The 25,342-nt window shown below is 61.7% G+C and carries 23 protein-coding genes and 1 pseudogene; 5 read left to right on the top strand and 19 right to left on the bottom strand.

Annotated features, from left to right (window positions below; translation table 11 throughout):
- Window positions 1-23 precede the first annotated feature (23 nt).
- Window positions 24-752, bottom strand: coding sequence for an alpha/beta hydrolase (locus tag GKE62_RS01760; protein WP_195908551.1), 729 nt, complete (start codon window positions 750-752; stop codon window positions 24-26).
- A gap of 702 nt (window positions 753-1,454) precedes the next feature.
- Between GKE62_RS01760 and GKE62_RS01755 the strand changes: the two genes are divergently transcribed.
- Window positions 1,455-2,333, top strand: a complete 879-nt coding sequence (locus tag GKE62_RS01755; protein WP_154690743.1) for an APC family permease — start codon at window positions 1,455-1,457, stop codon at window positions 2,331-2,333.
- 353 nt (window positions 2,334-2,686) lie between these two features.
- Here the strand turns inward: GKE62_RS01755 and GKE62_RS19585 are convergent.
- Together GKE62_RS19585 and GKE62_RS01745 are read right to left on the bottom strand one after the other, a co-directional pair.
- Window positions 2,687-2,833: pseudogene (locus GKE62_RS19585) on the bottom strand (hypothetical protein); the annotation flags it as partial.
- A 49-nt stretch (window positions 2,834-2,882) separates the two neighbouring features.
- Complete coding sequence (locus GKE62_RS01745; protein ID WP_154690741.1) at window positions 2,883-3,110, bottom strand: AAA family ATPase; 228 nt, start codon at window positions 3,108-3,110, stop codon at window positions 2,883-2,885.
- 591 nt (window positions 3,111-3,701) lie between these two features.
- On the opposite strand from GKE62_RS01745, the gene GKE62_RS18705 reads away from it, so the two are divergent.
- Both GKE62_RS18705 and GKE62_RS01735 read left to right on the top strand, forming a co-directional pair.
- Complete coding sequence (locus tag GKE62_RS18705; RefSeq protein ID WP_230206855.1) at window positions 3,702-3,944, top strand: hypothetical protein; 243 nt, start codon at window positions 3,702-3,704, stop codon at window positions 3,942-3,944.
- A gap of 138 nt (window positions 3,945-4,082) precedes the next feature.
- On the top strand, window positions 4,083-4,247 hold the full coding sequence (locus tag GKE62_RS01735; protein ID WP_370516119.1) for an AlpA family phage regulatory protein: 165 nt from the start codon (window positions 4,083-4,085) through the stop codon (window positions 4,245-4,247).
- A 258-nt stretch (window positions 4,248-4,505) separates the two neighbouring features.
- On the opposite strand, the gene GKE62_RS18700 is transcribed toward GKE62_RS01735, so the two are convergent.
- The 13 genes from GKE62_RS18700 to copC form a co-directional block, all read right to left on the bottom strand.
- Entirely contained in the window at window positions 4,506-5,042 is a 537-nt protein-coding gene (locus GKE62_RS18700) for a hypothetical protein (RefSeq protein WP_230206853.1), read from the bottom strand.
- A gap of 13 nt (window positions 5,043-5,055) precedes the next feature.
- A complete protein-coding gene (locus GKE62_RS18695; RefSeq protein WP_230206852.1) occupies window positions 5,056-8,175 on the bottom strand; it encodes a UvrD-helicase domain-containing protein in 3,120 nt (1,039 codons plus the stop codon).
- 286 nt (window positions 8,176-8,461) lie between these two features.
- The gene (locus tag GKE62_RS01720; protein ID WP_230206851.1) at window positions 8,462-8,836 is read right to left on the bottom strand and encodes a copper-binding protein; all 375 of its coding nucleotides are present in this window, start codon (window positions 8,834-8,836) and stop codon (window positions 8,462-8,464) included.
- Window positions 8,833-11,967: an efflux RND transporter permease subunit gene (locus tag GKE62_RS01715; protein WP_154690739.1), complete on the bottom strand. Its 3,135-nt coding sequence runs from the start codon at window positions 11,965-11,967 to the stop codon at window positions 8,833-8,835. Before GKE62_RS01715 ends, GKE62_RS01720 begins: the two co-directional genes overlap by 4 nt.
- A complete protein-coding gene (locus GKE62_RS01710) occupies window positions 11,964-13,199 on the bottom strand; it encodes an efflux RND transporter periplasmic adaptor subunit (RefSeq protein WP_154690738.1) in 1,236 nt (411 codons plus the stop codon). The genes GKE62_RS01715 and GKE62_RS01710 overlap by 4 nt, the downstream gene beginning before the upstream one ends.
- Window positions 13,196-14,425, bottom strand: coding sequence for a TolC family protein (locus GKE62_RS01705; RefSeq protein ID WP_154690737.1), 1,230 nt, complete (start codon window positions 14,423-14,425; stop codon window positions 13,196-13,198). The genes GKE62_RS01710 and GKE62_RS01705 overlap by 4 nt, the downstream gene beginning before the upstream one ends.
- Window positions 14,426-14,563: 138 nt before the next feature.
- Window positions 14,564-14,830: a hypothetical protein gene (locus tag GKE62_RS01700; protein ID WP_154690736.1), complete on the bottom strand. Its 267-nt coding sequence runs from the start codon at window positions 14,828-14,830 to the stop codon at window positions 14,564-14,566.
- Window positions 14,831-14,901: 71 nt separating this feature from the next.
- Window positions 14,902-15,192 carry a hypothetical protein gene (locus GKE62_RS01695; protein ID WP_230206850.1) on the bottom strand — a complete coding sequence of 97 codons (291 nt, stop codon included), beginning with the start codon at window positions 15,190-15,192 and terminating at the stop codon, window positions 14,902-14,904.
- Between the two features lie 77 nt (window positions 15,193-15,269).
- A complete protein-coding gene (gene cueR / locus GKE62_RS01690; protein ID WP_154690735.1) occupies window positions 15,270-15,716 on the bottom strand; it encodes a Cu(I)-responsive transcriptional regulator in 447 nt (148 codons plus the stop codon).
- The gene (locus GKE62_RS01685) at window positions 15,713-15,916 is read right to left on the bottom strand and encodes a DUF2933 domain-containing protein (protein WP_154690734.1); all 204 of its coding nucleotides are present in this window, start codon (window positions 15,914-15,916) and stop codon (window positions 15,713-15,715) included. Before GKE62_RS01685 ends, cueR begins: the two co-directional genes overlap by 4 nt.
- The gene (locus tag GKE62_RS01680) at window positions 15,913-18,258 is read right to left on the bottom strand and encodes a heavy metal translocating P-type ATPase (protein ID WP_154690733.1); all 2,346 of its coding nucleotides are present in this window, start codon (window positions 18,256-18,258) and stop codon (window positions 15,913-15,915) included. The genes GKE62_RS01685 and GKE62_RS01680 overlap by 4 nt, the downstream gene beginning before the upstream one ends.
- A 66-nt stretch (window positions 18,259-18,324) precedes the next feature.
- The gene (copD, locus tag GKE62_RS01675) at window positions 18,325-19,257 is read right to left on the bottom strand and encodes a copper homeostasis membrane protein CopD (RefSeq protein ID WP_154690732.1); all 933 of its coding nucleotides are present in this window, start codon (window positions 19,255-19,257) and stop codon (window positions 18,325-18,327) included.
- 6 nt (window positions 19,258-19,263) lie between these two features.
- Window positions 19,264-20,058, bottom strand: a complete 795-nt coding sequence (copC, locus tag GKE62_RS18690; protein WP_230206849.1) for a copper homeostasis periplasmic binding protein CopC — start codon at window positions 20,056-20,058, stop codon at window positions 19,264-19,266.
- A gap of 2 nt (window positions 20,059-20,060) precedes the next feature.
- Between copC and GKE62_RS01660 the strand changes: the two genes are divergently transcribed.
- Both GKE62_RS01660 and GKE62_RS01655 read left to right on the top strand, forming a co-directional pair.
- Window positions 20,061-20,516, top strand: a complete 456-nt coding sequence (locus GKE62_RS01660) for a Spy/CpxP family protein refolding chaperone (protein WP_154690730.1) — start codon at window positions 20,061-20,063, stop codon at window positions 20,514-20,516.
- A complete protein-coding gene (locus GKE62_RS01655; protein ID WP_154690729.1) occupies window positions 20,513-21,079 on the top strand; it encodes an RNA polymerase sigma factor in 567 nt (188 codons plus the stop codon). The genes GKE62_RS01660 and GKE62_RS01655 overlap by 4 nt, the downstream gene beginning before the upstream one ends.
- A 94-nt stretch (window positions 21,080-21,173) precedes the next feature.
- Here GKE62_RS01655 and GKE62_RS01650 read toward each other — a convergent pair whose 3' ends face one another.
- Genes GKE62_RS01650 through GKE62_RS01640 form a run of 3 tightly spaced genes read right to left on the bottom strand, consistent with a single transcriptional unit; the run spans window position 21,174 to window position 24,890 of the window.
- Window positions 21,174-21,644, bottom strand: a complete 471-nt coding sequence (locus GKE62_RS01650; RefSeq protein WP_230206848.1) for a DUF305 domain-containing protein — start codon at window positions 21,642-21,644, stop codon at window positions 21,174-21,176.
- Between the two features lie 55 nt (window positions 21,645-21,699).
- Window positions 21,700-22,896 carry a copper resistance protein B gene (locus tag GKE62_RS01645; RefSeq protein ID WP_370516042.1) on the bottom strand — a complete coding sequence of 399 codons (1,197 nt, stop codon included), beginning with the start codon at window positions 22,894-22,896 and terminating at the stop codon, window positions 21,700-21,702.
- The gene (locus GKE62_RS01640) at window positions 22,893-24,890 is read right to left on the bottom strand and encodes a copper resistance system multicopper oxidase (RefSeq protein WP_154690728.1); all 1,998 of its coding nucleotides are present in this window, start codon (window positions 24,888-24,890) and stop codon (window positions 22,893-22,895) included. The genes GKE62_RS01645 and GKE62_RS01640 overlap by 4 nt, the downstream gene beginning before the upstream one ends.
- Window positions 24,891-25,342: the final 452 nt, after the last annotated feature.

The following is a 25,342-nucleotide window of genomic DNA, read 5'->3' as shown; positions in this document are numbered from 1 at the left end:
AGGGATGATCCCTCGACAACCTCTCAGAGATACTTAAGCAAAAACTCGGAGCTAGCCCGGTTCGCATGGCCGGCCATAGCTGTTTCTGAATGATTGAAGCCGTGTGGAGCTTCCGGATAAACATCAAGCTGTCCGATGTTGCCCGCCTCGAGCCATTTGGCGTGGAGCAATTTACTATCGTCGATCAACGGGTCCAAAGTCCCCACCGAAAGCAGCGCCGGGGGCAGGCCCGAGAGGTCCGCATAGAGTGGCGAAATCGAGGGCGCACGACGTTCTTCGAGGCCCATGGTTGGCAGGGCGAGTTCGTAGAAGTACTCGAGCCAGGGAGTTGAAAGACCCAGAAATGTGGGCCCCCAGGATCGCTGCGAAGCCGTCATAGAAAGATCGAATATTCCGTAAAACAGCGACAGCGCCCGAATATTGTCAGGAAGACCTGCATGATCCCTGATTGCCAGGAGGGCGGACAACGCAAGATGCGCTCCGGCGGACTCGCCGATGATGACGATAGGGCGCTCAGAGTGCGTCCTTGTGATCGCAATCAAAGCCATCTGTGACCAGGCAATGATCTCTGCCAAGCCTGCTTCGGGGGCGAGCGGGTAATCAAGTGTGATAATATCAAACGAGCACTGTTGTGATAGCTGGGTTAGAATATCATCCTGATTATGGATCGAACCGAGAACCCAGCCGCCCCCATGGAAATGGACTGCAAGCCCCTGAGGGTCGTCACAGCCGAAGAACCTACCTTTGGCCATTCCGCGGTCTATCTGAAACAAGAAGTCCCGAGCGTCTGGGTTCTGCGCGCACCGCCTCGTCCCGTCTCGCCGGAACTCCCGGGACTTCCGAAGTGCGCCAAGTTCGAACGTTCGCGGGTCGGCTAGTGGCCTTCCTAAGCTTTGCGCTTCAGCGTTAAAGCGCCGCTGCTCTTCTAGAACCGCAGGATCAAAGGCAAGGACCATCCACGCTTGCATACTGCCCTGCCCTTGGGCTTGCCCGCGGAAAATATTGATAGTCGCTATCGACGATAGAGATTGGGATGGGTGCGTAGGAAAACCATTTATAAGCGGCCTGGGTCATCTTGTGGCCTCGGCGCCTTCGAGTTTTTGCCCGTTGGGTTCTTTCCGGGTGGAGGTCCTGAACGTGACTAGCGTGGGCGATCCGGGCGATACAGATGCCTCAGCGCGCGCTGCAGATCTCGCAGGTTGAGGCGGGCTTGGGCCGGGTTTGACGAGCACCAGTGAGCGTCCGCTTTCGTCGCTCGATCGACTCAAAGCCGTCAGACCGCAGTCCGGCCCTTCCGGCCCCGTTTGACGCGCTGCAATGAGCGCGAGCGGCATTGGACTACTTGCTGCCGGAGGCTAATCTCGCTGTAAGTCTATCTGCCTGCAATTTTGGTCAGGTCAATCGCGGAAGGGCGATCCACTATCGCCGAGCAGGGCGCACTTCCCGGCCCTCAGTTGGGCCTGCTGGCGGCAATCGCGCTGGTCATGGGCAGCATGATCGGCGCGGGCGTATTCCTTTTGCCGGCCAGCCTCGCCCCATTCGGATGGAACGCTGTAGGAGCGTGGATCATTGCCATCTGCGGCACGTTGGTTCTTGCGACCGTTCTCGCGCGGCTGGTGGAGGCCCACCCCGATGCTGGTGGCGCGGTGGGTATCGTCGACGTCGCGTTCGGGGACGTCCCGGCATTCCTTGTGAGCTGGGTCTACCTGATCTCCAACCTGACCGGAATGGTGATCATCGCCGTCGCGGCCGTCAGCTACATGGCAAGCCTGGTGCCGATCATGTTGGAAGCACCGCTGGCTGTCGTGGCGGCGGTTATCTGGGCAATAGTCTTGCTCAACCTGCGCGGGCTTCGCGCTGCTGGACGATTTCAGACCGCAACCACCGTGATCAAGATCATCCCGCTGATCGCGGTCATTTCACTGGCGGTGGGTGCTCTGGCCGAGCAGAAGGGTGCAATTGCGCCGTTCCATCCTTCAGCACTCTCACTCGACGGATTGGGCGGTGCGGCGGGCTTGACGATGTTTGCGCTGCTCGGGTTCGAAACAGTCGGGTTCGCAGCAGGGCGCGTGCGCGATCCTGCCAAGACCGTGCCCCGTGCTCTGCTCTGGGGGACGGCCCTGACAGGTGTGTTTTACCTGCTGGTCAGTTCCGCGATCTCGCTGATGTTACCTAGCCAGGTCGTCAGCGCGTCGGGCGCGCCCTTCGCGGTCTTCGTCGGCCATTTCTGGGGCACGGGACCGGCACAGTTGATCTCAATTTTCGCGGTCGTCAGTTGTGTCGGCGCTCTCAACGGATGGTCGAGCGTGTCCGTTCCGGCACCGAGGCGGTGAAGCTCCTTAAGCCGAGCGCCGATGTGAAGGGTGTTCTTCTGTAGCCCGCCAGACCCGCCACAGGCCGCCGATGCAACGTTGCCAGCTGGTTCCCAATGGTCGCCAGCTTCGTCCTTCACGCACCTCCCCAAGTCACTGGGCCAAGCGGCGTACCGGTCGCCCCACACTGTTGCCGCCGGGAAGGGGTCATCTACGGGTCCTCCGACGAGCGTGAAGATCGCGCGATTGTCGCGCTCATGCACAGCTCGGATTTGTGCCGCGCGAGCTGGGTCATTGTGTTGGAGCTTGTCGCCGTCGCAATCGAACACGACGAACACGGGTATCTCCATTTTCTGCGCAATTATCAGTGGGCGAATAAGCTCACTTTTGGCATTGGCCGGTACGATGTGGGCGCCGCCGGATCGGAAGGCGTCCCACCGTCCGGAAAGGATGAGCCACGCGTTGATGTACGCGGCGTCTTCAAGGCCTTCGACGAGCACAAGCTTAGGCGTGAAAAACATTTCGCTCAGGTTGGGCTGCATGACCTGGTGAAGCTTCGCTAAAACCGCATCATGCTGAGCGTGCGCTTCCCCGGTTCCCTCGGTGGAAATCTTCGCGATCTAGGTTGCTTAGGTTGGTGGAAGCGCTCTCGGTCTCGCGAAAGAAGATGTTCAACGCGCACAGAATGGTCGACTTGCCCGCCCCGTTAGCACCAATCAGCCCCGTATAAGGGGCGAATTCGATCGTCTCGTCCTCGTAGGCCCGAAGATTTTCTATGCGGATAGACTTGATGAACATCGCTCTTCTGCCCCTGAACAAGTGAAGTATAAGTGGCGCGGCCTTTCCAGTGCACGGCGTTCTAAAGCGACTGAGCGTCCGCTTCCGGGAAGCTCAGTTGGACCTCGGAACGACCGGAATTGACGGCGCTTAGCGGGCTGGCAGCTTGTGGGCCGGATTCAGACTGTTCGTTTCCAGGAAATCTAGGACGTAAAGCGCTCACACGTTCAGCAGCTTCGCCGCGTCAGTACGACCCAGACCCAGACATTTTGAATAATAATTGTCCCCCTAACTCCGGCCATCCGGTCACAGTGGGGGCAAAGACGTAGGATTTCCTAAAATATCGAAATTATGAATGATTGGCTTGATCGAGGCACGGAAGGTCGCCTGCGACTTGCCAAACCCCATCAACGACCGGCCAGGCTAATCACAGCCTCGCACGCATCCTGGCTCACGCTGTTGAAGCGGCTGACAAACCGAAACACCAGATCGCCCGCGAGGTCGGCATGCACAGGGAGACATTGCTGCGAGGTCATGCGCGGCGAACGGCCGATAGGGCTTGATGAAGCCGCTTGCATTCTCGTCGTTTGCGGGGCTTTCCCCCGCGCCAGCATGATCCTCGCCCTCGCCGGGCAAGAAGATTTGGCGTGCGAGTGGATGCGCAGCGAGATGGGCGAGTTTCTCGAGGAATTCTTCAGCGCCTTGCCGGGCCACCTTGATCGAACCTTAGGCCGCAGGGTCGCAGATTTGAGGCCACGCTGGGCGAATGGCACTTCACAGCTCGTCGCGCGCATGCTGGCCAAGCACATCGACGACTTTGCCAACCGTGACATAGCGATGTCGTTGCCACGATGATCCGAAGCCTCGGAGGGGACCGAGCTTTACCAAGACAGGAATGAACAATGTCGGCTGCTCCCCAGAACAAAGTCTCATCCTCCCCCCTGTGAAGAAGCGGCAACTTTGCCTGCCCGTCTCCTGCGTTTGCCAGAGGTCATGGCGCGAGTGGGAATGAAGCGCTCTGCCATTTATCAGCGTATGAGCGAGGGCAGGTTTCCGAAATCGCGATCGCTTGGCCCGAAATGCGCCGTGTGGGTGGAAGCGGAAATCAACGACTGGATCCAGTCAATCGCGGAGTATTCGGGCCGCACAGATTCGTGAACTGTGCCATTCGGAATCCTCGCGCTTAGTCGCGCGAATGAGTCATCGATCCCCGTCGAGATTCTCATCATCCCAATGCTCTGAACGAGGAGCAACTCTTGCTTCGGGTGGCTCATCGTACGACTTTGCCTTTTTGACCGTTCTCGCCCCAGTTTCAGCAATTCAGCAGCCCATTTCGAACTTTTGAAAGTTGCCACACATTCCGGAGACCGAAGGACGAGCCGGCTGCTTTCCAACACATGAGCAAGGGACTGCCCGTTAATCCCGTTCGGGGATCAGCAAGACGCAAACGTCGTCCTTCGGGGACATGATCGTCGTGCGAACCTTTGCGCGGGTGACGCTGACTCGGAAATTCTGTCGGGCCTGCGTCATCGCGCCATCACGGTAATTGCCGCCAACGATGCGGTCGGGATTGCCGACAATCTCGCCCTTCACCCGCTTCGGCCATCCCTCGAATATGATGACCTCATCAAACTGCTTTCCCTTCGCTTTGTGCATGTTCATCACAACGACGCCCGACTCAGGCTTTTGCGCCGTCGCGAAATGCTCCTGCACGAACGCTTGGCGCGTGATCCCGAGGGCATTTCGATAGCCCCCGAAGTTCCGCCAATCCTGAGATAGGCCTTGGCGGAGCTGGGTTCCCCGTTCCAGCAAGCGGACGTTTCGAACTTCCTTGGCAATCTCGGCGAGGCGAGCACACCCTCCGCCCTCGAGGACCGCTCGTATCGCCAACCAGTCAGCATTGGGGTCGCCGCTAAGCTTCACTGCCGCAACGGCCTGATGAACCGCAAACATGGCTTGGAGGACGCTATTCGCCGCCGCAGGCTTGCGCTTTGGCGACGCAGTCGTTCCACTTCGCCAAAGCGGCCCGGAAGCGAGCAGCTTCAGTCAGATCGCCTTTGGTCGGCGCCGCCCCGCCTCGCCCGTGGAAGAAGCTGCAAAGGACGTCGACGAACTCGTCGAAGCAGCTGTCATGATCGCGCTTCTGGAGCAGGAATGCGATGACCTCTGCCGCCAGGATCGGCCCCTCCATATCGACAGCCGCGGTGTGCGCTATTGGCGGCACGTTGCCGAAGGGTTCGCGAAGGTTGTCAGAAACGAGTCGGGTCATCCGCTTCGTGGGAACGAGGATCGCGAGCGACCAGTCTCGACGGCCGGATTCGATGAGCCGCTTCCTAGCCTTCAAGACCTGGGCGACCAACGAGGCAAAGGCTTGGTTGGGGTTTGAAGCGAACCCCTCATAATCGATACCCTGATAGGGCTCTTGTCGAAATTTGCCTGTTAAAAGGTCGTTCCCGAAATGGGTAATATCCGTTCCCTTGCTCCGATGGTTCTCCCCAGCAAGATCGTGGGTGGACGGCTTGAATGCGTCCTTGAAGTGGTCGAGGCGCTTCGGATCAGCACCGATGAAATCAAAGATGCGCTGCTCTGGGTCGGCCAGCGCGATGAGCGTACTGCTCTTTCCAATCGCCTCGACTGCGCGCCATTGCTCGGCGCTGGTGTCCTGAAATTCATCCAAGATGATGAATGGGTACATCGTCGAGATCAGCTCGCGGACCTTGACGGAGCCATGAAGGAGGATGGCAACGCGCTCCGCAAATAGATCGAAGCATACCTTGCCCTCCTCGGTCGCCAGTCGCATGCGCTCAGCGACTTCAAGAGCAGCTTTCTGCGCCTTTTCATCGTCAGATAGTTTGGAATTGGCCTTAAAGCCGCTTCGGAGGGCCGACAACGCGATCGCCTCATTCGGTGGCGTCAGAATTGTCATCCTACGGGGAAATCCGACGAGGTATCCGTGGGCTTTGAGGATGCGCCAGAAGAAGGAGTGGTAGGTATCGACCTCGATCCTCTTCTTCTCTTCCTTCGTAACCGACTGCTCCTCGTCGATGGCCTCGAACACGCGAGATACAGTCGCTCGCGCAAAGCTCAGGAAGAGAATGCGTTGCCCTGGCCTGAGCGTTTCACGAGCGATGTTCGCCGCTTTAAGGATCGAAACCGTGGTCTTCCCAGAACCCGGCCCGCCAACGACAAGCTGGTGCCCGTCGGCCTTCAGGACGTCCTTCTGAGCTTCCGTCAGATCGACCATTGCGCCCTCTATTCGACAGGCTCGGCGTTGGCTTCCACTCCGTCCCCCCGGGGGAGGCGCAGGCGGCACTGGCGGCGGATCGCAGATGGCCTTGAGCGAGATGCATGCATCCCGAATCCACGTCGGTATCTCAGCTTCCGTGCACTGGGCCAGGAAATCAGCGATCCCCCAGTTGCCCTTCGACCACCCGAAATATTCCTTCAGAGCTGCAATCGCGTTGGCTTTTGGATCGGGAAATTTTGCGGCCAGATGCGGCGGCCAATCAAGCGCATCGACGAATCGCTCAAGGGCGGCTTGGGTCGTGTTCTTCAGGATGAGATCCTCGATCCCCTTTTCTTCGTGCATGAAAAGGCGCTCGACCTGCGCCTCAATGTCCGCCTTCGCGGGATCAGACTGCTTGTCACACAGCCCGAACGTCCGCTTTCCGAGCCCCTTATAGAGGCCGGCGAGGTCCGCGATCTGGGTCTCAGTGCCAGCGTCGATTACGCAGATGCCCAGCGCCTCCAGCGAAGCATAAACGGCCGGGTTCAGCTCCGACAGCCGTCGCGCCGCGACTGGGAACGCACTTGCCTCGGTCGCGCCTTCTGCGATGAGCACTCGCCGTGACAGCAGGCCCTCGCAAAAGCGCGTGCGGAATTCCTGACGATAGCGCTTGTGCTTGATGCTATCGGGGAGAGCGATCTCGGCGTGCGATAGGACGCCATCGTTCGATCGCGACAGGATCACCGTCTCATCGAGCTTGAACTCCTCGAGGACGTAGGGCGAGTGCGATGTAACGATTGACTGGGCAGCGAGCTTGCGCAGCTCATGGACAATGCGCTTCTGAGCATATGGCGGGATCGCTGTCTCGACCTCCTCCATCGCGAAAATGACGTTCTGCTTATCCTCGGCGATCTGCGAGAGCATTGCCAGGACGAGCATATTGATCGTCCCTGTTCCCTGTCGATAGAACGGTGCAGCGTGGTCGCCATCCCCTGTCGCGATGAAAGCGGTCACGACCTTACGGAGATGCTCCCGGGTCAAATTTGAGACCTTGAGATGGGGCTTCACGCCCCACTCACGCGGGACATACTTTTTCAGAGACTTGTCGATGCTTTCGAGAACCCCGGAAATCCCGATCGCTGGGTCGCTCGCCACGTCGAACGCGGCGAGCGTCCCGATCGTGCCTTCCCACATCTGCGGCCGAATCTCCTTCAGCCGCAGGATGATATCGAGCAGGCTTCCATGCTCAAGGCTCAGCGCCCGCGATCCAGTTCTTAACGAGCGCAGGAAGAGAAAACCGCAGTGTTGTTTGTCCTTCTTCGAGAAGGGCGTTGGTGTCTCTTCCTCCGTCAAACTCCGCGAATAATAGGTCTTGCCGACGAAATCGTCCTCATCGGGATCATATGAGCCGAGAAAGGTGACCCGAAGCGCCGCTCTGATATTCGCGGCATCGACACCCGCCGGATTTTCGTCAGTATAGAAAGCGCCGGATTCAACGTCGAGCCATTCAATGCTCCCACCAAACCGCGCCTGTTGCTCGTCGGAAAGGTCGGTGATGACTACTTCGACAGTGATCTTTGGCGCATCCGCCGGTTCTACTAGCACTGCTTCAGCGGCTTCGCCCTCTACCTCTGCCTCCTGTGTGGCAACGGCTGCAAGATACTTGCCCCCATAGAAATCATGCTCGTCGACTGGTGGCCGGCGGCTCAGTCGATCAGGACCCAATGTAAGATCAATGGCTTCGAGGACCGACGACTTGCCGGTGTTATTATCACCGATCAGTACGGCGTGGTCGGGCAGTACCAGTTTGGTCAAGCGGATGCCGCGGAAATTCTCGATCGCAACGGAATAGATTTTCACGGTGTCCCCCTAGCGCAAATTGTCTATCCCTGTTGCGCTTACGAGCATTAGCCCACTATCGCGGAGGCGTCATCCGATCCGTGTGGACTGCCCGATCTTCGTAACACCGAAGGGTACGAAACTATACCGTCAGGCTGAAGTCGTGTTGGACTTGCTCGACCGCAAGCCTACTGAATTCACTCAGGGAGACGGGGAAATCGTGCAGCTCTGAAAATGCCGCTATGCCGCTCAAGGGCGGGCAGAGCCAGCGCAGGATCCATCTAGGGCTTGCGCTGGCTTGCTCAGCTCACTTCGAGGCCTTCTCAATTTTCGTGACTGTCCCGGCCTTGCCATCCCAGTCGATCTCGAAATTGACCTTATCGCCGACCTTGATGCCAGAGAGCAGGTCCGGCTTGATGGAAAAACCCATTTTCATGGCGGGCCACTGAAGCTCCGCGATGTCGCCGTGATCCAGCGTCACCATGCCCTTGGCTGCGTCGATCTCGGTCACAGTCCCGACACCCTTGCCGTGCTTCATTGCCGTGGCCATCGGCATGTCGGACATGCTGCCTGCATTTGCGGTAGCACTCTCAGCGGGTTTCGGCGCTTCGGCTTCCTTCTTGCAGGCGGCGAGCGAAGCCACCAGTGCAAGGCTCGACGCAATTATCAGGGATTTTTTCACTTCACTTCTCCTTCGGGTTGAACATGCGCTTGGGATTTGCGGCGCATCAGCAGATAGGCCGCCGGAATGATGAGCATCGACAACAGCGGTGCGGTCAGCATGCCGCCGACCATCGGGGCGGCAATGCGGCTCATGACTTCCGAACCGGTGCCGCCACCGACCAGAACCGGAAAGAGACCGGCGAGGATCACCGCGACCGTCATCGCCTTGGGCCGCACACGCAAAAGCGCGCCTTCGCGTACTGCAGCGGCAACGTCGCCATCTTCGCGCGTTTCCAGTGCTTGCTTGAGATAGATCAGCATCACCACGCCGAACTCGGCGGCGACGCCGGCGAGCGCGATGAACCCGACCGCGCTCGCCACCGACTGATTGTAGCCCAGCAAGTAGAGCAGCCATAGGCCGCCGGTCAGCGCGAACGGCAGCGTAGCCATGATCAAGAGCGCTTCGTCCCAGCGGCGGAAGGTCAAGTACAACAGGGCAAAGATGATCGCGAGCGTCACCGGGATGACCAGCTTCATCCGTTCCTTGGCACGGACGAAAAACTCATACTGACCGGTATAGGAGACGCTGACGCCGGGTGGGAGTTTGACCTCGTGCGCGATCGCCTGGCTGATGTCGCTAACCAGCGTCTGCATGTCGCGGTCGCGGCCGTCGACATAGATCCAGGTGACCGGCCGGCCGTTTTCGCTTCTGAGCATCGGCGGGCCGTCGCTGACCCGGACCGAGGCTACCGTGCCGAGCGTGAACTGCTGGCCTGAAGGTGTCAGCACCGGCAGGGCTGTAAGTTTGTCCGGGCTATCGCGAATTTCCCGGGGATAGCGCAGACTGATCGGGTAGCGGGCCAGTCCCTCTACGGTCTGGCCGATATTCTCTCCGCCGATCGCACCCGAGACTACCGACTGGACATCGGCGACGTTCAGCCCGTATCGGCCTGCCGCGGCACGGTCGACATCGACATCGATGTAGCGCCCTCCGGTCAGCCGCTCGGCGAGCGCAGAGGCTACGCCGGGCACGCCCTTCACCACCTGCTCGATATGCTTTGCCGTGCCATCGATCTCGGCCAGGTTGGCCCCCGCGACCTTGATCCCAATCGGGCTTTTGATGCCGGTCGCGAGCATGTCGATGCGATTTCGGATCGGTGGGATCCAGAAATTGGCGAGACCCGGCACTTTGACCCGCGCGTCGAGTTCCTCGACCAGCTTCTCGGGGGTCATTCCCGGACGCCATTGGTCGCGCGGTTTGAACCGGATCGTCGTCTCGAACATTTCGAGCGGAGCGGGATCGGTCGCGCTATCAGCGCGACCCGCCTTGCCAAAGACGCTCTCGACCTCGGGCACCGTCTTGATCAACCGGTCGGTCTGCTGGAGCAGCCGGCCCGCCTCCGCCGGCGACAGGCCCGGCAGCGCTGAAGGCATGTAAAGCAGGTCGCCCTCGTTCATCTGCGGCAGAAACTCGCCGCCGATCCGCGCCATTGGCCAGATGGTTGTGGCGAAGATCAAGGCGGCGATCAGGAGTGTCTGCTTTGGCCGCTCGAGTACCCAGTCGATTGCCGGAAGATAGAAGCGCGCCAACCACCGGTTAATTGGATTGGCTTCCTCGCTCGGGATTTTCCCCCGGATCAGCAGCCCCATCAGCACCGGGATCAGCGTGATCGAAAGGAATGCGGCTGCGGCCATCGCATAGGTCTTGGTAAAGGCGAGCGGCGCGAACAACCGCCCCTCCTGCCCCTGCAGCGTGAAGATCGGGAGGAACGAGAACGTGATGATGAGGAGGCTCAGGAACAGCGCCGGGCCGACTTCCTCAGCAGCGAGTGTGACGATCAGCCAGCGTGTGGGCTTGTCGGGCTCGGTGTCGGGGTTAGCCTGACGCCAGCGTTCGAGATGCTTGTGGGCATTCTCGATCATCACCACCGCCGCATCGACCATCGCGCCGATGGCAATGGCGATGCCGCCCAATGACAGGATATTGGCGTTGAGGCCCTGCAAGCGCATGACGATGAAGGCGATCAGGATACCGAGCGGCAGCGTGAGGATCGCCACCAGCGCCGAGCGTGCGTGCCAGAGGAACAGCGCGCAGACGAGCGCGACGATGACGAACTCCTCGATGAGCTTGTGGTTGAGGTTCTCGACCGCGCGGTCGATCAAGCCCGAACGGTCGTAGGTTGTAACGATCTCGACGCCGGGCGGCAGGCTCTTCTTGAGTTCCCTGAGCTTTGCCCTGACACCGTCGATCACCGCCCTCGCGTTCTGGCCCTGGCGCATGACAATGACGCCGCCAGCAACCTCGCCTTCGCCATTGAGCTCGGCAATGCCGCGCCGCATCTCCGGACCGACCTGGACGCTCGCGACATCGCCCAGCGTCACCGGGATGCCGCCCGCCGCTGTGCGGATCGGCACAGCGCGGAAGTCGTCGAGGGTTTTGAGGTAACCGCTGGAGCGTACCGTATATTCGGCGCCGGCCATTTCGACGCTCGCTCCACCAGTCTCCTGGTTGGCGAGCTTCAGGGCTTCCGCAATTTGATTGGCGGTCACGCCGTAGGCGACGAGCTTTTGCGGATCGACCACTACCTGGTACTGCTTGACCATGCCTCCGATGCTGGCGACTTCGGCGACGCCGGGCACGGTCTTCAATTCGAAGCGCAGGAACCAGTCCTGAATCGAGCGCAATTGCGCTAGATCGTGCCCACCAGTCCGGTCGATCAGCGCATATTCGTAGATCCAGCCCACACCGGTTGCATCGGGACCGAGTGAAGCTTTGGCTCCCTCGGGCAGGCGGCTTTGCACCTGGCTCAGATATTCGAGAACGCGGCTTCGCGCCCAGTAGAGATCGGTGCCGTCGTCGAAGAGTACATAGACGAAGCTGTCGCCAACGAAGGAATACCCGCGCACTACCCGCGCGCCCGGCACCGAGAGCATAGTCGAGGCGATCGGATAGGTGACCTGGTTTTCGACGATCTGCGGTGCCTGGCCGGGGTAGGTCGTGCGGATAATCACCTGCACGTCTGACAGGTCTGGAAGCGCGTCAACTGGTGTGGTCCTGACGGCCATTACGCCGATTGCCGTCAGCACGAATGCTGCCGCGATCACCAGGTTGCGTGCTTTGACCGAGGCGCGAATGATGGAAGCGATCATTTGCCGCCCTCCAGCGGGCGCGCTGCGATGCCGGTCAGACTTGCTTCGGAATCGAGTAGGAACTGGCCCGAGGCGACGACCTTCTCGCCAACACTCAGGCCCTGAAGGATTTCGGTCTTGCCGCCACCTTCACGGCCCGTGCGCACTTCGGCCGGGCGGTAGCGGCCATCGTTCAACGCGAGCATAACGAGGATGCGCGCCCCTGTACGGATCACCGCCTCGCTTGGGACAAGGAGGGCCTGCTTCTGATCGCCGCCCAGTGTGACACTGGCGAACATGCCAGGGCGGAGCCGCCCGCCGCGATTGGCGAGTTCGATCCGCACGGTCAATGTGCGGCTTTCGGGCTGCGTTGTGGGTAGGATTGCGATTATCCGCCCGGTGAAAGTCTCGCCGGGAAAGGCGGCAAGCGTCGCGTTCACGTTCTGGCCAATGCGAACAACACCAGTCTGCGCCTCGGGCACAGCGGCGTTGAGCCAGACCGATCCGATGCCGGTGACTTGCGCCAATGTCTGGCCCTGGGCGAGCGTCACGCCTGCACGAGCATCGAGTGTCTGGATCACGCCCGCTATCGGCGACGAGATCGTCACTGTGCCACTGGTCCGTCCGGTGCGTTCGACCTGGGCGATCAAACCGTCTGACATGCCCATCAATTTGAGCCGCTGCCGCGCGGCGGCGGTCAGATCCGGCCTACCGAGCCGCCTCACCGCAAGGAATTCGCCTTGTGCGCCACCCCATTCGGGCAGTTGCAAATCGGCGATTGGCGCTCCTGCGCTGATTACATCGCCTGGGGCGCGGCCATAGACCCGTGCGACAAAACCGCCCGATCGCGCCTGAACGATCGCCACGTTACGCTGGTTGAAATCGATCGTGCCGGTGACGCTGAGCGCGGACGGGAGGTTGCTGACCTCGGCTGCGACGACCCGCAGCCCAAGGTTTTGGCGCGCGGCGGGATCGATGTTGATTCCGGGCACTGCGCTCGCGGCAGGCGCTTCATCCGCGTACTTCGGGACGGTCTTCATCCCCATCGACGAAAGCGAATTGGGATTGTCGTAGTGCTCGGCCGGCACCATTGGATCGTACCAATAGAGGATCTTGCGTGCTGCTTGCGTCGATCCGGCTTCGCTTGTGGTTCCCCCGCGTTGACCAAGCCAATAGCCTCCGCCGCCCGCGACCAGTGCGATTGCCAAAACTCCAGCGCCCCAGCCCACGGCCTGCTTCGCGTCCATGCTCATGGCCGCATCTCCCCATAGGTGAAATTGATCCTGATCGCGTCGCGCGCGACATCGGCCTCGCGCGACAGCGCATCGACCTCGGCTTCGGCCAGCGCGAGCGTCGAAAGCAGCGCGCTGCCGAGATCGAGCTTGCCTGCGGCATAGCTCGCCATGTCTAGCTCAGCCCGGCGCTTGGCGAGCGGCACAAGCGTATTGCGCGCATTCATCAGCCGCTGGTGATGCATGACATGGTCGGCAAGATCGCCGTCGAGCGCGGCTACGAGTTCGCGTTCTCCCGCTGTACGCAGTAACCGCGCTCGCTCTGCCTCGCTTGCGCGTGCGGCGATTTTCGGATCCTGTCTGCGCTTGGTAAAAAGCGGCAGGTCGATGCTGACGCCGACCGACACCATATCGCCGTAGGTGGGATCGCGGCGGCCATAGGAGGTGCTGATACGCCAGTCGGGGCGCTTGTCGGCGCGGGCGAGTTCGGTTTCCGCGTCCGCAGCGCCGACGCCTGCGTCGAGCGCCCGTAGGCTCGGAAGCGAAGCGAGTCCCGCCAAGAGCTGGGGGCGGTCGACCTCAAGGATGGGCGGTTCACCCGAAACATCGGCCTCAGGGTCGCCGGTAAAGCGCGCCAGTCGCGCCTGTGCCTTGACTACATCGGCGGCAAGCTCGCTGCGCCGGTCGTTGACGGCGGCGCGCAGTTGATCGGGCTCAAGCGCCGCGCTGGGCCGCGCTGAACCGGAGGCCAGCCTGGCCGAAACGGTCGCCTGGAGTTCACTTAGACTTCGATCGAGGACCTGCAACTGGGCGAGCCGCCGCTTGGCATAATAGAGGTCGACCCAGGCAAGCGCGGTCTCAAGCCGGACGTTCTGTGCCTCCACCGCTAGGCCAGCTTCGGCGACGCCGATTTCCGATTGCGCGCGTTCTCGCTGAGCGCGGCGTTTGGCAGGATTGGGGAAAGGCTGTTCGATCCCGATCCTCGCCATGGTCATGCTGTCGCCTTGGAAAGTGAAGGCCGGCGGTCCCGAAACCGGAAAATTGTCGATACCGATATTGACTGTCGGATCGGGCAATCTGCCTGCGGCGACGGCGGACGAGCGTGCGGCATCGACACCGGATGTGCTCGCCTTGAGCGATGGCGCCTCGCGTGCTGCACGCAGGAGTGCGGCATCGAACGTCAGCGGTTCGGCCAGCGCTACGCCCGGGATCGCCGCGAGCAGCGGCGCCAGAACAATCAATCGCATGGGAATCTCCTGATCGGGAGAACCATGGCCAATGCCGAAACGTAAAGCTGGACTAACGGGCGCCGGCGAAGGGGGTATACTCCGCCGGCGCCACGCGCCCGGCCGTGTTCATTGTCGGCTGTCGGCCAGGCAATCGCCTCAGCCGGCCGACGGTGCCCCAGTCTTGCCGGGCATATTCATCATGCAGCCGGAAGCATCCGCCTTCATCATGGCGCAGTCGCAATTTGCCATGCTGGTCTCGCCGTCCTTGACCCAGACGCGGATGTGCGAGGGGCCAGTCGACTTGGGTCCAAAGGAGGGCTGGCTGCGCCATTCCCAATGGCCATTGGCATTTTCATGGGCCGAGGCGATGGATGCGGTAGCGAGTGCCGCCGCAACAGCGGCGAGCGTGAAAATCGTCTTCATGTAAAAAATCCTTGATTGAACTGCGGAGAGACACAAGGCGAACGCAAAGGTTCGCCGCGCATCGCCAGGGTTCAGCCAAGGGGTGCGGGTGGCTCGGGCTCGGGTCCGAAACTGCGGCCGATCAACGGCGCTGCCGAAACGAGCCCGGGAAGCGCGGTGCGGAATTGCGGAATTGCGTCTGGCGCGATGGGGGGCAGCAATGCCAGCGGCACCGCACAGCCCATCTTGGCGATGCAATCGGGGGTCATGCCCTGACAAGGCTGATCGGACTGCGGTTTCTGCTTTGCGAGGCCCATCATCTCCGCGCATTCGGGACTCATTTGCGCCGCGGCCACCACCTGTTCGGCTTCGGGGACGGCCACGACATGCGCAAACGCCGTTTCCTGGCCCAAAAGACCAAGTAAGGCGCTCAAAACGAGCAGCAAGGAAAGCCAGCGCTTCACGAAACTACTTTCGACTTCTGGGGAGCACCTGTCAATTCGCGAACCGGACGATCCCGTGTATCGGCAAGTCCTGCGAGGATTGGGCAATCGGGCCGCGCATCGCCGCTACAACCTTCCGCGAGGTCCAGCAGCGCACGGCGCATCGCTTCGAGAGCGGTTACTTTGCGTGCAAGGTCATCGGCATGACTCAAAGCGATCGCTTTGACCTCGCTGCTCGCCCGGTCTCGATCATCCCAAAGACTGAGAAGGGCGGCAATCTCCTCGAGCGAGAAGCCCAGATCGCGGGCATTGGCAATGAAGCGCAACCGCTCGACCGAGCGGGGAGGATAGTCTCGATAGCCGTTGTCGCGCCGGTCGGGCTGGGGCATCAGCCCGATCCCTTCATAATGGCGAATCATCCGCTGTGACACGCCGGTCGCTTTCGAGGTCTCACCGATATTCACGGACGTTCTTCTCCCGAAGGCCGATGCCCACCATGATGATGACCAACGTGAAAGAAATGCAAAAGTGGGCAGGCGAACAGCAACGCGTAAGGAAGCAACCCGAACATGTGAGCGCGGTGTTCGGGATAGAACAGATAGGCGGCGATCAGGGCCGCCGATATGACCGCCAGGAGCCAGGCGCGTTTGCTCGATAGGTTCACAGCGCGATCCTCCTCAGGCGCAGCGAATTACCGATGACGCTGACCGACGACAGCGCCATCGCGGCCGCGGCGATGATCGGCGAAAGCATAAGGCCGAACAGCGGATAGAGAGCGCCCGCCGCTACCGGGATGCCCGCGACATTGTAGGCGAAGGCGAAGAACAGGTTCTGCCGGATATTGGCCATGGTGGCATGGCTGAGGCGGCGAGCCCGGGCAATTCCAGTGAGGTCGCCCTTGAGTAGTGTGACGCCTGCGCTTTCAATCGCGACATCGGTGCCCGACCCCATGGCAATCCCAACATCGGCTGCGGCGAGGGCGGGTGCGTCGTTCACCCCGTCGCCAGCCATCGCCACGATCCGTCCTTCGTCCCGCAAGCGCTTTACGATCGCACCTTTCTGGTCAGGAAGGACATCCGCCTCGACATCGGCAATGCCAAGGCGACGTGCGATCGCATCTGCAGTGACACGGTTGTCCCCGGTCAGCATGATCACATGGATGCCTGCCTCCGCCAGCGACTTAAGCGCGGCGGCTGTGGTTTCCTTGACGGGATCAGCAATACCGATCGTGCCAGCCACCTTGCCATCGACGCCGAGAAAGATCGCAGTCGCGCCTTCGCTGCGCAGATGATCGGCACGTTCGGCCAGCGGTCCGGTTGGGATGCCCTGTTCTTCGAGAAAGCGCGCATTCCCCGCGGCGAGCTGGTGGCCATCGACGATACCGGTGATGCCCTTACCGACCGGCTGGTCCACATCGCTCGGTTCGCCGATGGCGAGGCCCTTGGCTTCCGCCGCCTTGACCACGGCCTGCGCGAGCGGATGCTCGCTGCTGCGCTCCAGGCTGGCTGCGAGCCGCAGCACTTCGTCGTCATCGAACCCGTCCGCGGTTTCGATCGCCACCACGGCAGGCTTACCCTCGGTGAGCGTTCCGGTCTTGTCGACGACAAGCGTGTCGACCTTTTCCATTCGTTCCAGTGCTTCAGCGTTCTTGATTAGGATTCCGCCCTGCGCGCCGCGTCCCACACCGACCATGATCGACATCGGCGTGGCTAGGCCGAGGGCGCAGGGACAGGCAATGATCAACACCGCGACCGAAGCGATGAGCCCGTAGCCCATCGCCGGAGACGGTCCGACCAGCGACCAGATGACAAAGGCAATTGCGGAGACCGCGATGACGGCCGGGACGAACCAGCCCGACACGGTGTCCGCCAGACGCTGAATCGGTGCGCGGCTGCGCTGCGCATCGGCGACCATCTGGACGATCCGCGCCAGCATCGTGTCGCGCCCGATCCGCTCCGCTCGCATGACGAGGCCGCCGGTTTGGTTGATCGTCCCGCCGATGAGCTTCGATTGAGTTTCCTTGGTCACCGGCATGGATTCGCCCGTCACCATCGATTCGTCGACCGTGCTGCGCCCTTCGAGCACGACGCCGTCCACCGGCACCTTCTCGCCGGGCCGGACGCGCAACCTGTCGCCGACCAGCACCTGGTCGAGCGCAATTTCCTCGTCTCTCCCGTCGGCGCGAACCCGGCGTGCCAACTTGGGCGAAAGATCGAGCAGTGCACGGATTGCGCCGCTCGTGGTTTCTCGGGCGCGTAGTTCGAGCAACTGGCCGAGCAGCACCAGGACGGTGATGACCGCAGCGGCCTCGAAATAGACCGCGACCGACCCGTTCATGGCGCGAAAAGCAGCCGGAAATACGCCGGGGGCGAGCGTCGCCACCATACTGTAGAGCCAGGCGACTCCGGTGCCCATCGCGATCAGCGTGAACATGTTGAGATGGCGGCTTTGGATCGAGGCCCAACCCCGCTCGAAGAACGGCCAGCCGGCCCACAGCACGACCGGGGTGGCCAAGACCATCTGGGCGATATTGCCGAGCCGGCCCGGGAAAATGTGCCCCAGATTGGTCAGATGGCCTCCCATTTCGAGCACGACGACCGGCAAGGCGAGGCTAAGGCCGACCACGAAACGCCGCTTCATGTCTGCATATTCGGGAGACGGCCCGTCGCTGAGCGTCGGGGTCATCGGTTCGAGCGCCATGCCGCAGATTGGGCAGCTCCCCGGTCCAGGGCGCTGAACCTCCGGATGCATCGGGCAGGTCCAGATCGTGCCTTCGGGCACCGTCTCCGCCTGGCGCGGCTTGGAGGCCGTGTAGACCACGGGATCGGCTTTGAATTTGGCAAGGCAGCCTGCGCTGCAGAAATAGTGATAGACGCCTTCATGGGTGGCGACATGCGGCGTGGTGGCCGGATCGACGTCCATTCCGCACACCGGATCGATCGCCGTTTGGGGGACTTCGGCAACGGGATGGGCGCAATTCGCGTGATCGTGATGCGACTCGGTCATGCTTCGAGCTCCTTTGTCGCGAGGCTTGTCGACCTTGACATCATGTCAGGGTCAAGTGCCTATTTTTCAGGCCGTGCCGCCCAAAGGCTCCAGCGTGCCCAGCCAGGCGACCAATGCCAGGATCCCGGCCGCCGCGCCGGCTTCCAACGTCAGGCTAATTCGAAGGTCGCGCAGGGCTCGCGCCGGATCGGTGTCGGCGACGACCGCGCCGAGCGCCGGGGTCAGCCGCCAGCGGTTCGAGGCAGCCAGAAGCAGCATCGCGCCGAACAGGCCGAGCTTCGCAAGCAGCAGCTGTCCGTACGGCGTCAGGGGCAATCGGGTAAAATGGGGAAAGCCGACCACGGCGAAGCAATTGATGACGCCGGTGATGACAATCAGAGCCAACGCGAGCGTGCCAACCCGGGCAAACTGCTCAAGCGCGCGGTGCGTCATCGCCAGCCGGGCGGCTGTCTGATGGCTCAAGGGACGGAAGAGGAGCAAGGAGAAAGCGGCAATTCCTCCGAGCCATACCGCCGCTGCCAGCATGTGGACCATGTCACTCAGCCGGTGGATCGTGCCCATCGAGCCTTCCGTGGCCCCGGCATGGCCGGTCCAGACCAGCGTTGTGATCGCGAGCGCCGTCGACGCGAGAAGGCCAATGCGCGCAATCGATCGACGCGGCTTCAGTGCAAACGCCGATAGGACAGCAATCGTAAGCGCGACCATTCGCACGATCCAGGCGCTGCCGATCGCGGTTTCGGCGATCACCTCCCGCAGGACATCGCGGTCCACAGCCCAGATGCTGGCGCCGGTCATAGAGGCGGCGAGCGCGATCATGCCGAGACCGGACAGCAGAAACCCGATTGATGAAAGAGCGATAGCCAGTTTCGTCAGCGGCAATTCGTCCGCATCGCGTTCTTGGCTAGTGAGCGCATAGAAGGAAAATGCGGACATGCCCGCCAACACCATCAGGTCGGCATAAAGGACGAACCGGATGGCGATGACGGGCAGGTTGTCCATGTGCTCTTACCGCACCGTGAAGCTGAAATTGCCGCCCATGTGGTGAGTGTCGGCTCCAGCAGTGTTCCAAGTGACTCTGTAGGTGCCGGCAGTGAGCGGCCGCCTCAGCAGCAACGTCATCGACTTGCGATCCTTGCCCATTTCGGCAGTGAAGCCGGTGATCGGCATCGGTGCGTGGCTGCCCATTCCGGGCATGCCAGTCATCGCGATCTCGGCCCGCGTCGTTGCGGCGATCACGGCCTCACTAAAGCGCAGCTCGATTTTTGTTGGAGCCGGAACCGTGGCGTTTGCGGCAGGGCTCGAGGAAACGAGCCTTGTGTGAGCGGCGGCAAGCTGCGGGAAAGCGAGTCCCATGGCGGCGATGGCGAGAACGAGACGGTGCAGGCGCATCAGCAAACTCCTTGGCTGCGTGTCATGGGCAAATACGCAGCCGTGAAGCGCACCCCTCACACATCGCTCGATTCGATTTTCCCGAGGGATCGGGCGACGGCCCGCGTATATGCTTGCAAGGACCTTAGGAGACCGATTGTGTCCGACTTTGATCGAACGCTGCGCCAACTCGGCGCTTTGCCAGTTCCCGCTGATCTGGCGATGATCGATGATGCCGTGCTCGCCGGCCTTGCGGTCAGGCGCCGGGAGGCATCTGCCGCGCCCCGGCTCATGGGTTTCGCCGCCGCATTCGCATTGGCTCTCGGGATAGCCGGAGGCGGACTGGTCGGCGGCGAACCGGCTGTCGCGCAGCCGCTCTCGCCATTCGCGCCCGACAACCCACTGGCGCCTTCGACGCTGCTGGATGTCCATCCGTGAGTTGGGGCAAACGTCTCGCTCTGATCGCGGTCGTTGCCTTCCTGGCGGCATTGGCGGGGACATATGCCGGCAGGACGATCTTCGCGCCGGAGCGGCAGAGCGAAACCGAACTCCATGCACTGCTCCACCGCGAGCTGAATCTCGACGCGGCGCAGCGAGCAAAGATCGAGGCGATCGAGCAGCGCTTCGCCACGCGGCGCAGGGCGCTCGAACTCGAGATGCGCGCGGCCAATGCCCATCTCGCAGCGGCGATGCAGGCAGAACACGGTTATGGGCCGGAAGTGACAGCCGCCATCGACCACACGCACATGGTCATGGGCCAGATGCAAAAGGAAACGCTCGAACACCTTTTCGCGATGCGCGCCGTGCTGCGGCCAGATCAGGCTGCAATGTTCGATCGGACTGTGACCAAGGCTCTCGCGCCCGACAACACACCTTCAGACACGCGGTGAGCCTGTCGCTGTCCGATGGCAGCGACGCGGAGCTCGCGGCACTGGTGCTTGCCGGTCGGCAGGACGCCTGCCGCGCGCTATTGGCCCGCCATCGCGAAACCGTGTTCCGCCTCGTGCGAGCATCGATCGGCGATGAACACGAAGCGCTCGATCTGACTCAGGAAGCCTTCATCGCGGCCTTTGCTGCGATCGGCCGCTATGACGGAAACCGACCATTTCCGGTATGGCTCAAGAGGATTGCGCTCAACAAGTGCCGCGACTGGGCACGGCGGCGAAAGGTAAGATCGTTCTTCGTTCGCGCGGTGCCGCTCGAAGCCGCGGTCGACCTCCCCGACGATGCCGTCCCTGCTGATGTCCTTGCCTCGGACCGGGCCGAGCTTGCCAGGGCGGTCGCCGCGATTTCAAGACTGCCTGCACGTCTGCGCGAAGTCCTCGCGCTACGGACGATTGATGAACTGAGCCAGGCCGAGGCGGCCGCCGTGCTTGGGGTCAGTGAGAAGACTGTAGAGACGCGGCTCTACCGAGCCCGTGCCAAACTGAAGGCCATGCTAGGCCAGATTTGAGGGGGAGCGCCAAGCTGCGTGCGGCTTGAGAACATCGAAAAACATCTGGTAGCCGTCGGTCCTCGCAGAATCCTTCAGGGCCTGGATGTCGATGTCACATGCGCTTCAGGATGACTTCCATCTGATCGATCTCCTGGCGCTGCGAACGGATGATATTGCTGCAAAGCGTTTTGACTGCCGCGTCTCGGATGGAGGCCTGTTGGCACATCAGAATCGCTCCAGAATGGTGCGGGATCATCGAGCGAAGGAAGGCGCGGTCGCCAATCGTCGTCTGGGTCCGGATAAGGGCGAAGGACCCAAGAAACGCCACCATCGAAATCCCAAGTATGATCAGGTTCGCCGTCTTGTTCGGGAACATGTGCTTCATCGCGACGATCATCAGTATCACCATCGGCGCGACCATCATCAGCGTCATGTAGACCATGTTGAGATTGTTGTAGAAGCTCGAGAGGCCGTCGATCATGACGAACATTACGAGATACATGATCACCCCGCTGACCAGCGTCTGGATCGCGAGGCTGGTGTAAGGGTTCATCATCCCCGACTTCTCTTGCATCTGTTCCATTGTCCTCTCCTAACTATCGTATGCGCGGCCCCGGGTTGTTCCGCTTCTCGCTCCGTCAGAACCAGAACCGAACGCCGGCGACCAAGCTCGTACGAGTGGGATCCTCATCGTCCGCGCGAGCGTAGCGCGCGGTTTGCCCCGTCTTGGCCTCGTATGAGACGCCGATATAGGGCGCGAACTGTCGGCTGATTTCGTAGCGCAGGCGCAGCCCCAGTTCGGCGCTCGACAAGCCTGCGCCGGTGCGGGTCGCGGGCACGTCCTGAGCGGCCAGGTTGAGTTCGACCCGAGGCTGCAGGACCAGGCGCTGGGTGATGCGCTGATCGTAATATCCCTCAAGCCGGCCGAGCAGATCGCCCTTGTCGGATAAAAACAATGCGCCCTCTACCTCGAACCAATAGGGAGCCAGGCCCTCGAAGCCCACGGTCGCGTAGGTCGTCGGCCGCCCGGGCTCGAAGTCGAGGCGGACGCCAGCCTGCAGGTTGAAGTACGGACCGATCGCGCGGCTGTATAGCGCTTGAATCTCTGTGCTTTCGACGCCTTCGCGGAACGCGCCCTCGCCTTCGGACTTGAGGGTCAGCCGGTTGACGTCTCCGCCGAACCAGGCCTCGCCATCCCATCGATAGCCGTCGCGACCCTTGCGCGCCTGGTACTCCGCCAGATTGAACATGACCTGGTTGAACGATTGGCCGCCGCTCTCCCTCATCATCAAGCTGCGCGACTGCTGCATGGCGCCGACCGGAAACTGTCGGTCGGCGTAATGGTCCATCGGAGGCGGCGGCGCCGGTGCATTCCCGGCAGGTAGGTTGGTGCCGGTCTGTGCCGTGCTGGACATTCCCGACATATCATGGCCGGCCTGACCAGTAGGCATTTCCATCCCCGGCATGGCGCTATGATCCATGCCCTCCGTCGTCCCCGGCTGTGCTGGTGCGCCCTGCATCGGCAGGGCGCCGTGATCCATTCCGGTCATCGGCGACTGAGCGGCACCGTCAGGCATACCCGGCATGCCGGGCATATTGCCCATCGGCTCGCGGGCGGATTTGGCGGGCGGGTGGCGTGCGGGGGCGGCCCTCCGCGCGTTGGGGCGTCTCTGCGGGGTCGGCCGCTTTGCAGCAGGCCGCTTTGCTGCTGGCTTCTTGGCTGGCATTGGCATCGACATGCCGGGCATGTTCTGCATGGACTGAGCCTGCGCGGGCGCCGCAACCGTCAGGGCGAGGGCCGACGTCGCCGCGAGCGCGGCGAAAAGGCGGTTCACGCCGCCTCTCCCTTGGGGCGCACGCTCACCGTGCGCATCATCCCGGCGTGCATATGGTAGAGAAGGTGGCAGTGGAATGCCCAGTCGCCCACCGCGTCGGCGGTAAAATCCCAGGTCACCTTGCCGCCGGGCTGGACGATGACGGTATGCTTGCGCGGCGCGCGGTCGCCGTGCCCGGTCACTAGCTCAAAGAAATGGCCGTGAATGTGGATCGGATGCCCCATCATGCTGTCATTGATGAGATTGACCCGAACTCGTTCGCCCTCGATGAACGGGATCGGTTCGTGAACGTCTGACATCTTTTCGCCGTCGAACGACCACATGAAGCGCTCCATGTTGCCGGTGAGGTGAAAGTCGATGGTGCGCGATGGCGCACGAACGTCGGGATTGCGCTCGAGCGCCATCAGGTCGCGGTACGTCAGCACCTTGTGGCCGACATCCTCGAGACCTTGGCCGGGCTCGCCAGTGCGGTCCATTGGCATCGGCGAGATCGTCTGCACCCCGGGGCCTTTCTTGACCTGCGGCGCATTCGAGAAGTCGCGCATCTTCATCGACCCCATGTCCATGGAGCCGTCGTCCATCCCGGCCATAGAGCCGTGCTGGGCGCCCATCGATCCGTGGTCCATGCCTGCCATGGCGTCGGACCCAGCCATCGCGCTATGGTCCATCCCGGCCATCCCCGCGTGGTCCATTGCCATCGAACCGTGATCCATCGCACCCATCGTCGCCGACATCGCGGCCATCGCGCCGGTAGCGAGCTTGGCTGAGGGGTTCTGTTCCGCGGTCGTGTCGACGCCGCGCTGAGCGCCCCCTGACATGTTCATGCCGCCCATGCCGCCCGACATGTCCATGCCTTCCATCCCGCCCATCGACATGTCACCCATGCCCATGTCCTTCATCGTGGCGAGCGGGCGCTTTCTAAGTGGCGGAACCTCGGCCGCCATGCCAGGGCGCGGGGCGAGTGTCGCGCGCGCCATGCCCGATCGGTCGACCGCTTCGCCAACCAGAGTGAACGCCTTGTCTTCAGCGGGCGTCACGATTGCGTCGTAGGTTTCGGCGATACCGATCTGGAATTCGTCTACCTCGACCGGCACCACGTCCTGCCCGTCGGCCTGCACGATGGTGAGCCGAAGACCCGGTATGCGGACGTTGAACGTGGTCATGGCCGACGCGTTGATAATCCGCAGCCGCACGCGCTGCCCGGGAGTGAAAAGCGCGGTCCAGTTGTCGAAGGGTCCATGCCCGTTGACGAGATAGGTGTAGGCGGGACCTGTCGCGTCGGAGACGTCGGTCGGGTCCATCCGCATTTTGCCCCAATCCACGCGATCCTTCAGCGTCTGGTCGCGGCCCGCGAGCAGGCCGGCGAGGGTCTGACGCTGAAAGTTGAAGTGGCCGGGATCGACCTTCATCCGGCGGAAGATGCCCTCCGGCGAAATCTGGCTGTGGTCGGACAGGACGATCACGTGTTCGCGATCGTATTTAATCGGGTCTTCGCCAGCAGGATCGATGACGATTGGGCCGTAATGGCCGAGTTGCTCCTGGAGTCCCGAATGACTATGGTACCAGTAGGTGCCGCTCTGCTTGACGGGAAATTCGTAGAGGTAGCTTGAACGCGGGCGGATGCCGGGGAACGAGATGCCGGGAACGCCGTCATGCTGGGGTGGAACGAGCAGGCCGTGCCAGTGGATCGAGCTATCTTCGTCGGCGAGGTCGTTGATGACATTTAGCCGGACGATCTGACCTTCGCGAAGTCGAATCAGCGGTGCAGGTACCGTTCCGTTGATTCCGATCGCCTTTGACGGTCGCCCGTCGATCATCATCGTCTGCCGCGCGATCCGTAGCGTGATGTCGGAACCCGACACTATCGGCAGGGGCGTGGCTATCCCCGCCGACACAGATTGCGCCCAGACCGGGAAATAGCTCGCGACGGCAAGGCCGCCTCCGACCACGGCGCCACGGCGCATGAACTGACGCCGACTATAGGGATGCTGCATTGTCTCTCTTTGCCCGATCCGACGAGGGGTCCTCACTCGGATACGCGGCTGACACCGGCATCCCTCAAAAAAGAAGCGAAGAAACGTCGGCCGAGAGGAGGCAACAGAGCCGCAACGATTAGGCCGCGTTGGTGGTGGCGATCCCCATCGCGATCGGCTGCGCCTGCCTCACTGATAGCCAGCCGAATCGCCTTCCACATTCGGCGCCTTTGCTCGGGAGGCCCGCGCCAATCGAAACACTCTGCGGGGCTTGTGTCTTACGAGCCGTATTTTCACAGCGGAAACAGATTTATCGACTGCTACCTAGAGAGCTACCTAGTGGCAAATACGCCCAACCGACCCGAGATCGCGGCCGCCTTATCATACTGATATTACGAGGAAATTTGGTGGACGCACTTGGGCTCGAACCAAGGACCCGCTGATTAAGAGCAAGTGAGAAGCCTTTCCTCGCC

This window comes from Novosphingobium sp. Gsoil 351, assembly GCF_009707465.1.
Taxonomy (GTDB): Bacteria; Pseudomonadota; Alphaproteobacteria; order Sphingomonadales; family Sphingomonadaceae; genus Novosphingobium.
Note: the sequence above shows the minus strand (reverse complement) of the source record. Positions and strands in the feature narration are given on the sequence as shown.

Coding starts and splice junctions, on each gene's coding strand:
- GKE62_RS01760 (WP_195908551.1), bottom strand. CDS start 752: ATGGCCAAAGGTAGGTTCTTCGGCTGTGACGACCCTCAGGGGCTTGCA.
- GKE62_RS01745 (WP_154690741.1), bottom strand. CDS start 3,110: ATGTTCATCAAGTCTATCCGCATAGAAAATCTTCGGGCCTACGAGGAC.
- GKE62_RS18705 (WP_230206855.1), top strand. CDS start 3,702: ATGATCCTCGCCCTCGCCGGGCAAGAAGATTTGGCGTGCGAGTGGATG.
- GKE62_RS01735 (WP_370516119.1), top strand. CDS start 4,083: ATGGCGCGAGTGGGAATGAAGCGCTCTGCCATTTATCAGCGTATGAGC.
- GKE62_RS18700 (WP_230206853.1), bottom strand. CDS start 5,042: ATGTTTGCGGTTCATCAGGCCGTTGCGGCAGTGAAGCTTAGCGGCGAC.
- GKE62_RS01715 (WP_154690739.1), bottom strand. CDS start 11,967: ATGATCGCTTCCATCATTCGCGCCTCGGTCAAAGCACGCAACCTGGTG.
- GKE62_RS01710 (WP_154690738.1), bottom strand. CDS start 13,199: ATGAGCATGGACGCGAAGCAGGCCGTGGGCTGGGGCGCTGGAGTTTTG.
- GKE62_RS01705 (WP_154690737.1), bottom strand. CDS start 14,425: ATGCGATTGATTGTTCTGGCGCCGCTGCTCGCGGCGATCCCGGGCGTA.
- GKE62_RS01700 (WP_154690736.1), bottom strand. CDS start 14,830: ATGAAGACGATTTTCACGCTCGCCGCTGTTGCGGCGGCACTCGCTACC.
- GKE62_RS01680 (WP_154690733.1), bottom strand. CDS start 18,258: ATGACCGAGTCGCATCACGATCACGCGAATTGCGCCCATCCCGTTGCC.
- copD (WP_154690732.1), bottom strand. CDS start 19,257: ATGGACAACCTGCCCGTCATCGCCATCCGGTTCGTCCTTTATGCCGAC.
- copC (WP_230206849.1), bottom strand. CDS start 20,058: ATGGACATCCAGCAGCGTCGAAGGCGCCAGTGGGTTGTCGGGCGCGAA.
- GKE62_RS01650 (WP_230206848.1), bottom strand. CDS start 21,644: ATGGAACAGATGCAAGAGAAGTCGGGGATGATGAACCCTTACACCAGC.
- GKE62_RS01640 (WP_154690728.1), bottom strand. CDS start 24,890: ATGCAGCATCCCTATAGTCGGCGTCAGTTCATGCGCCGTGGCGCCGTG.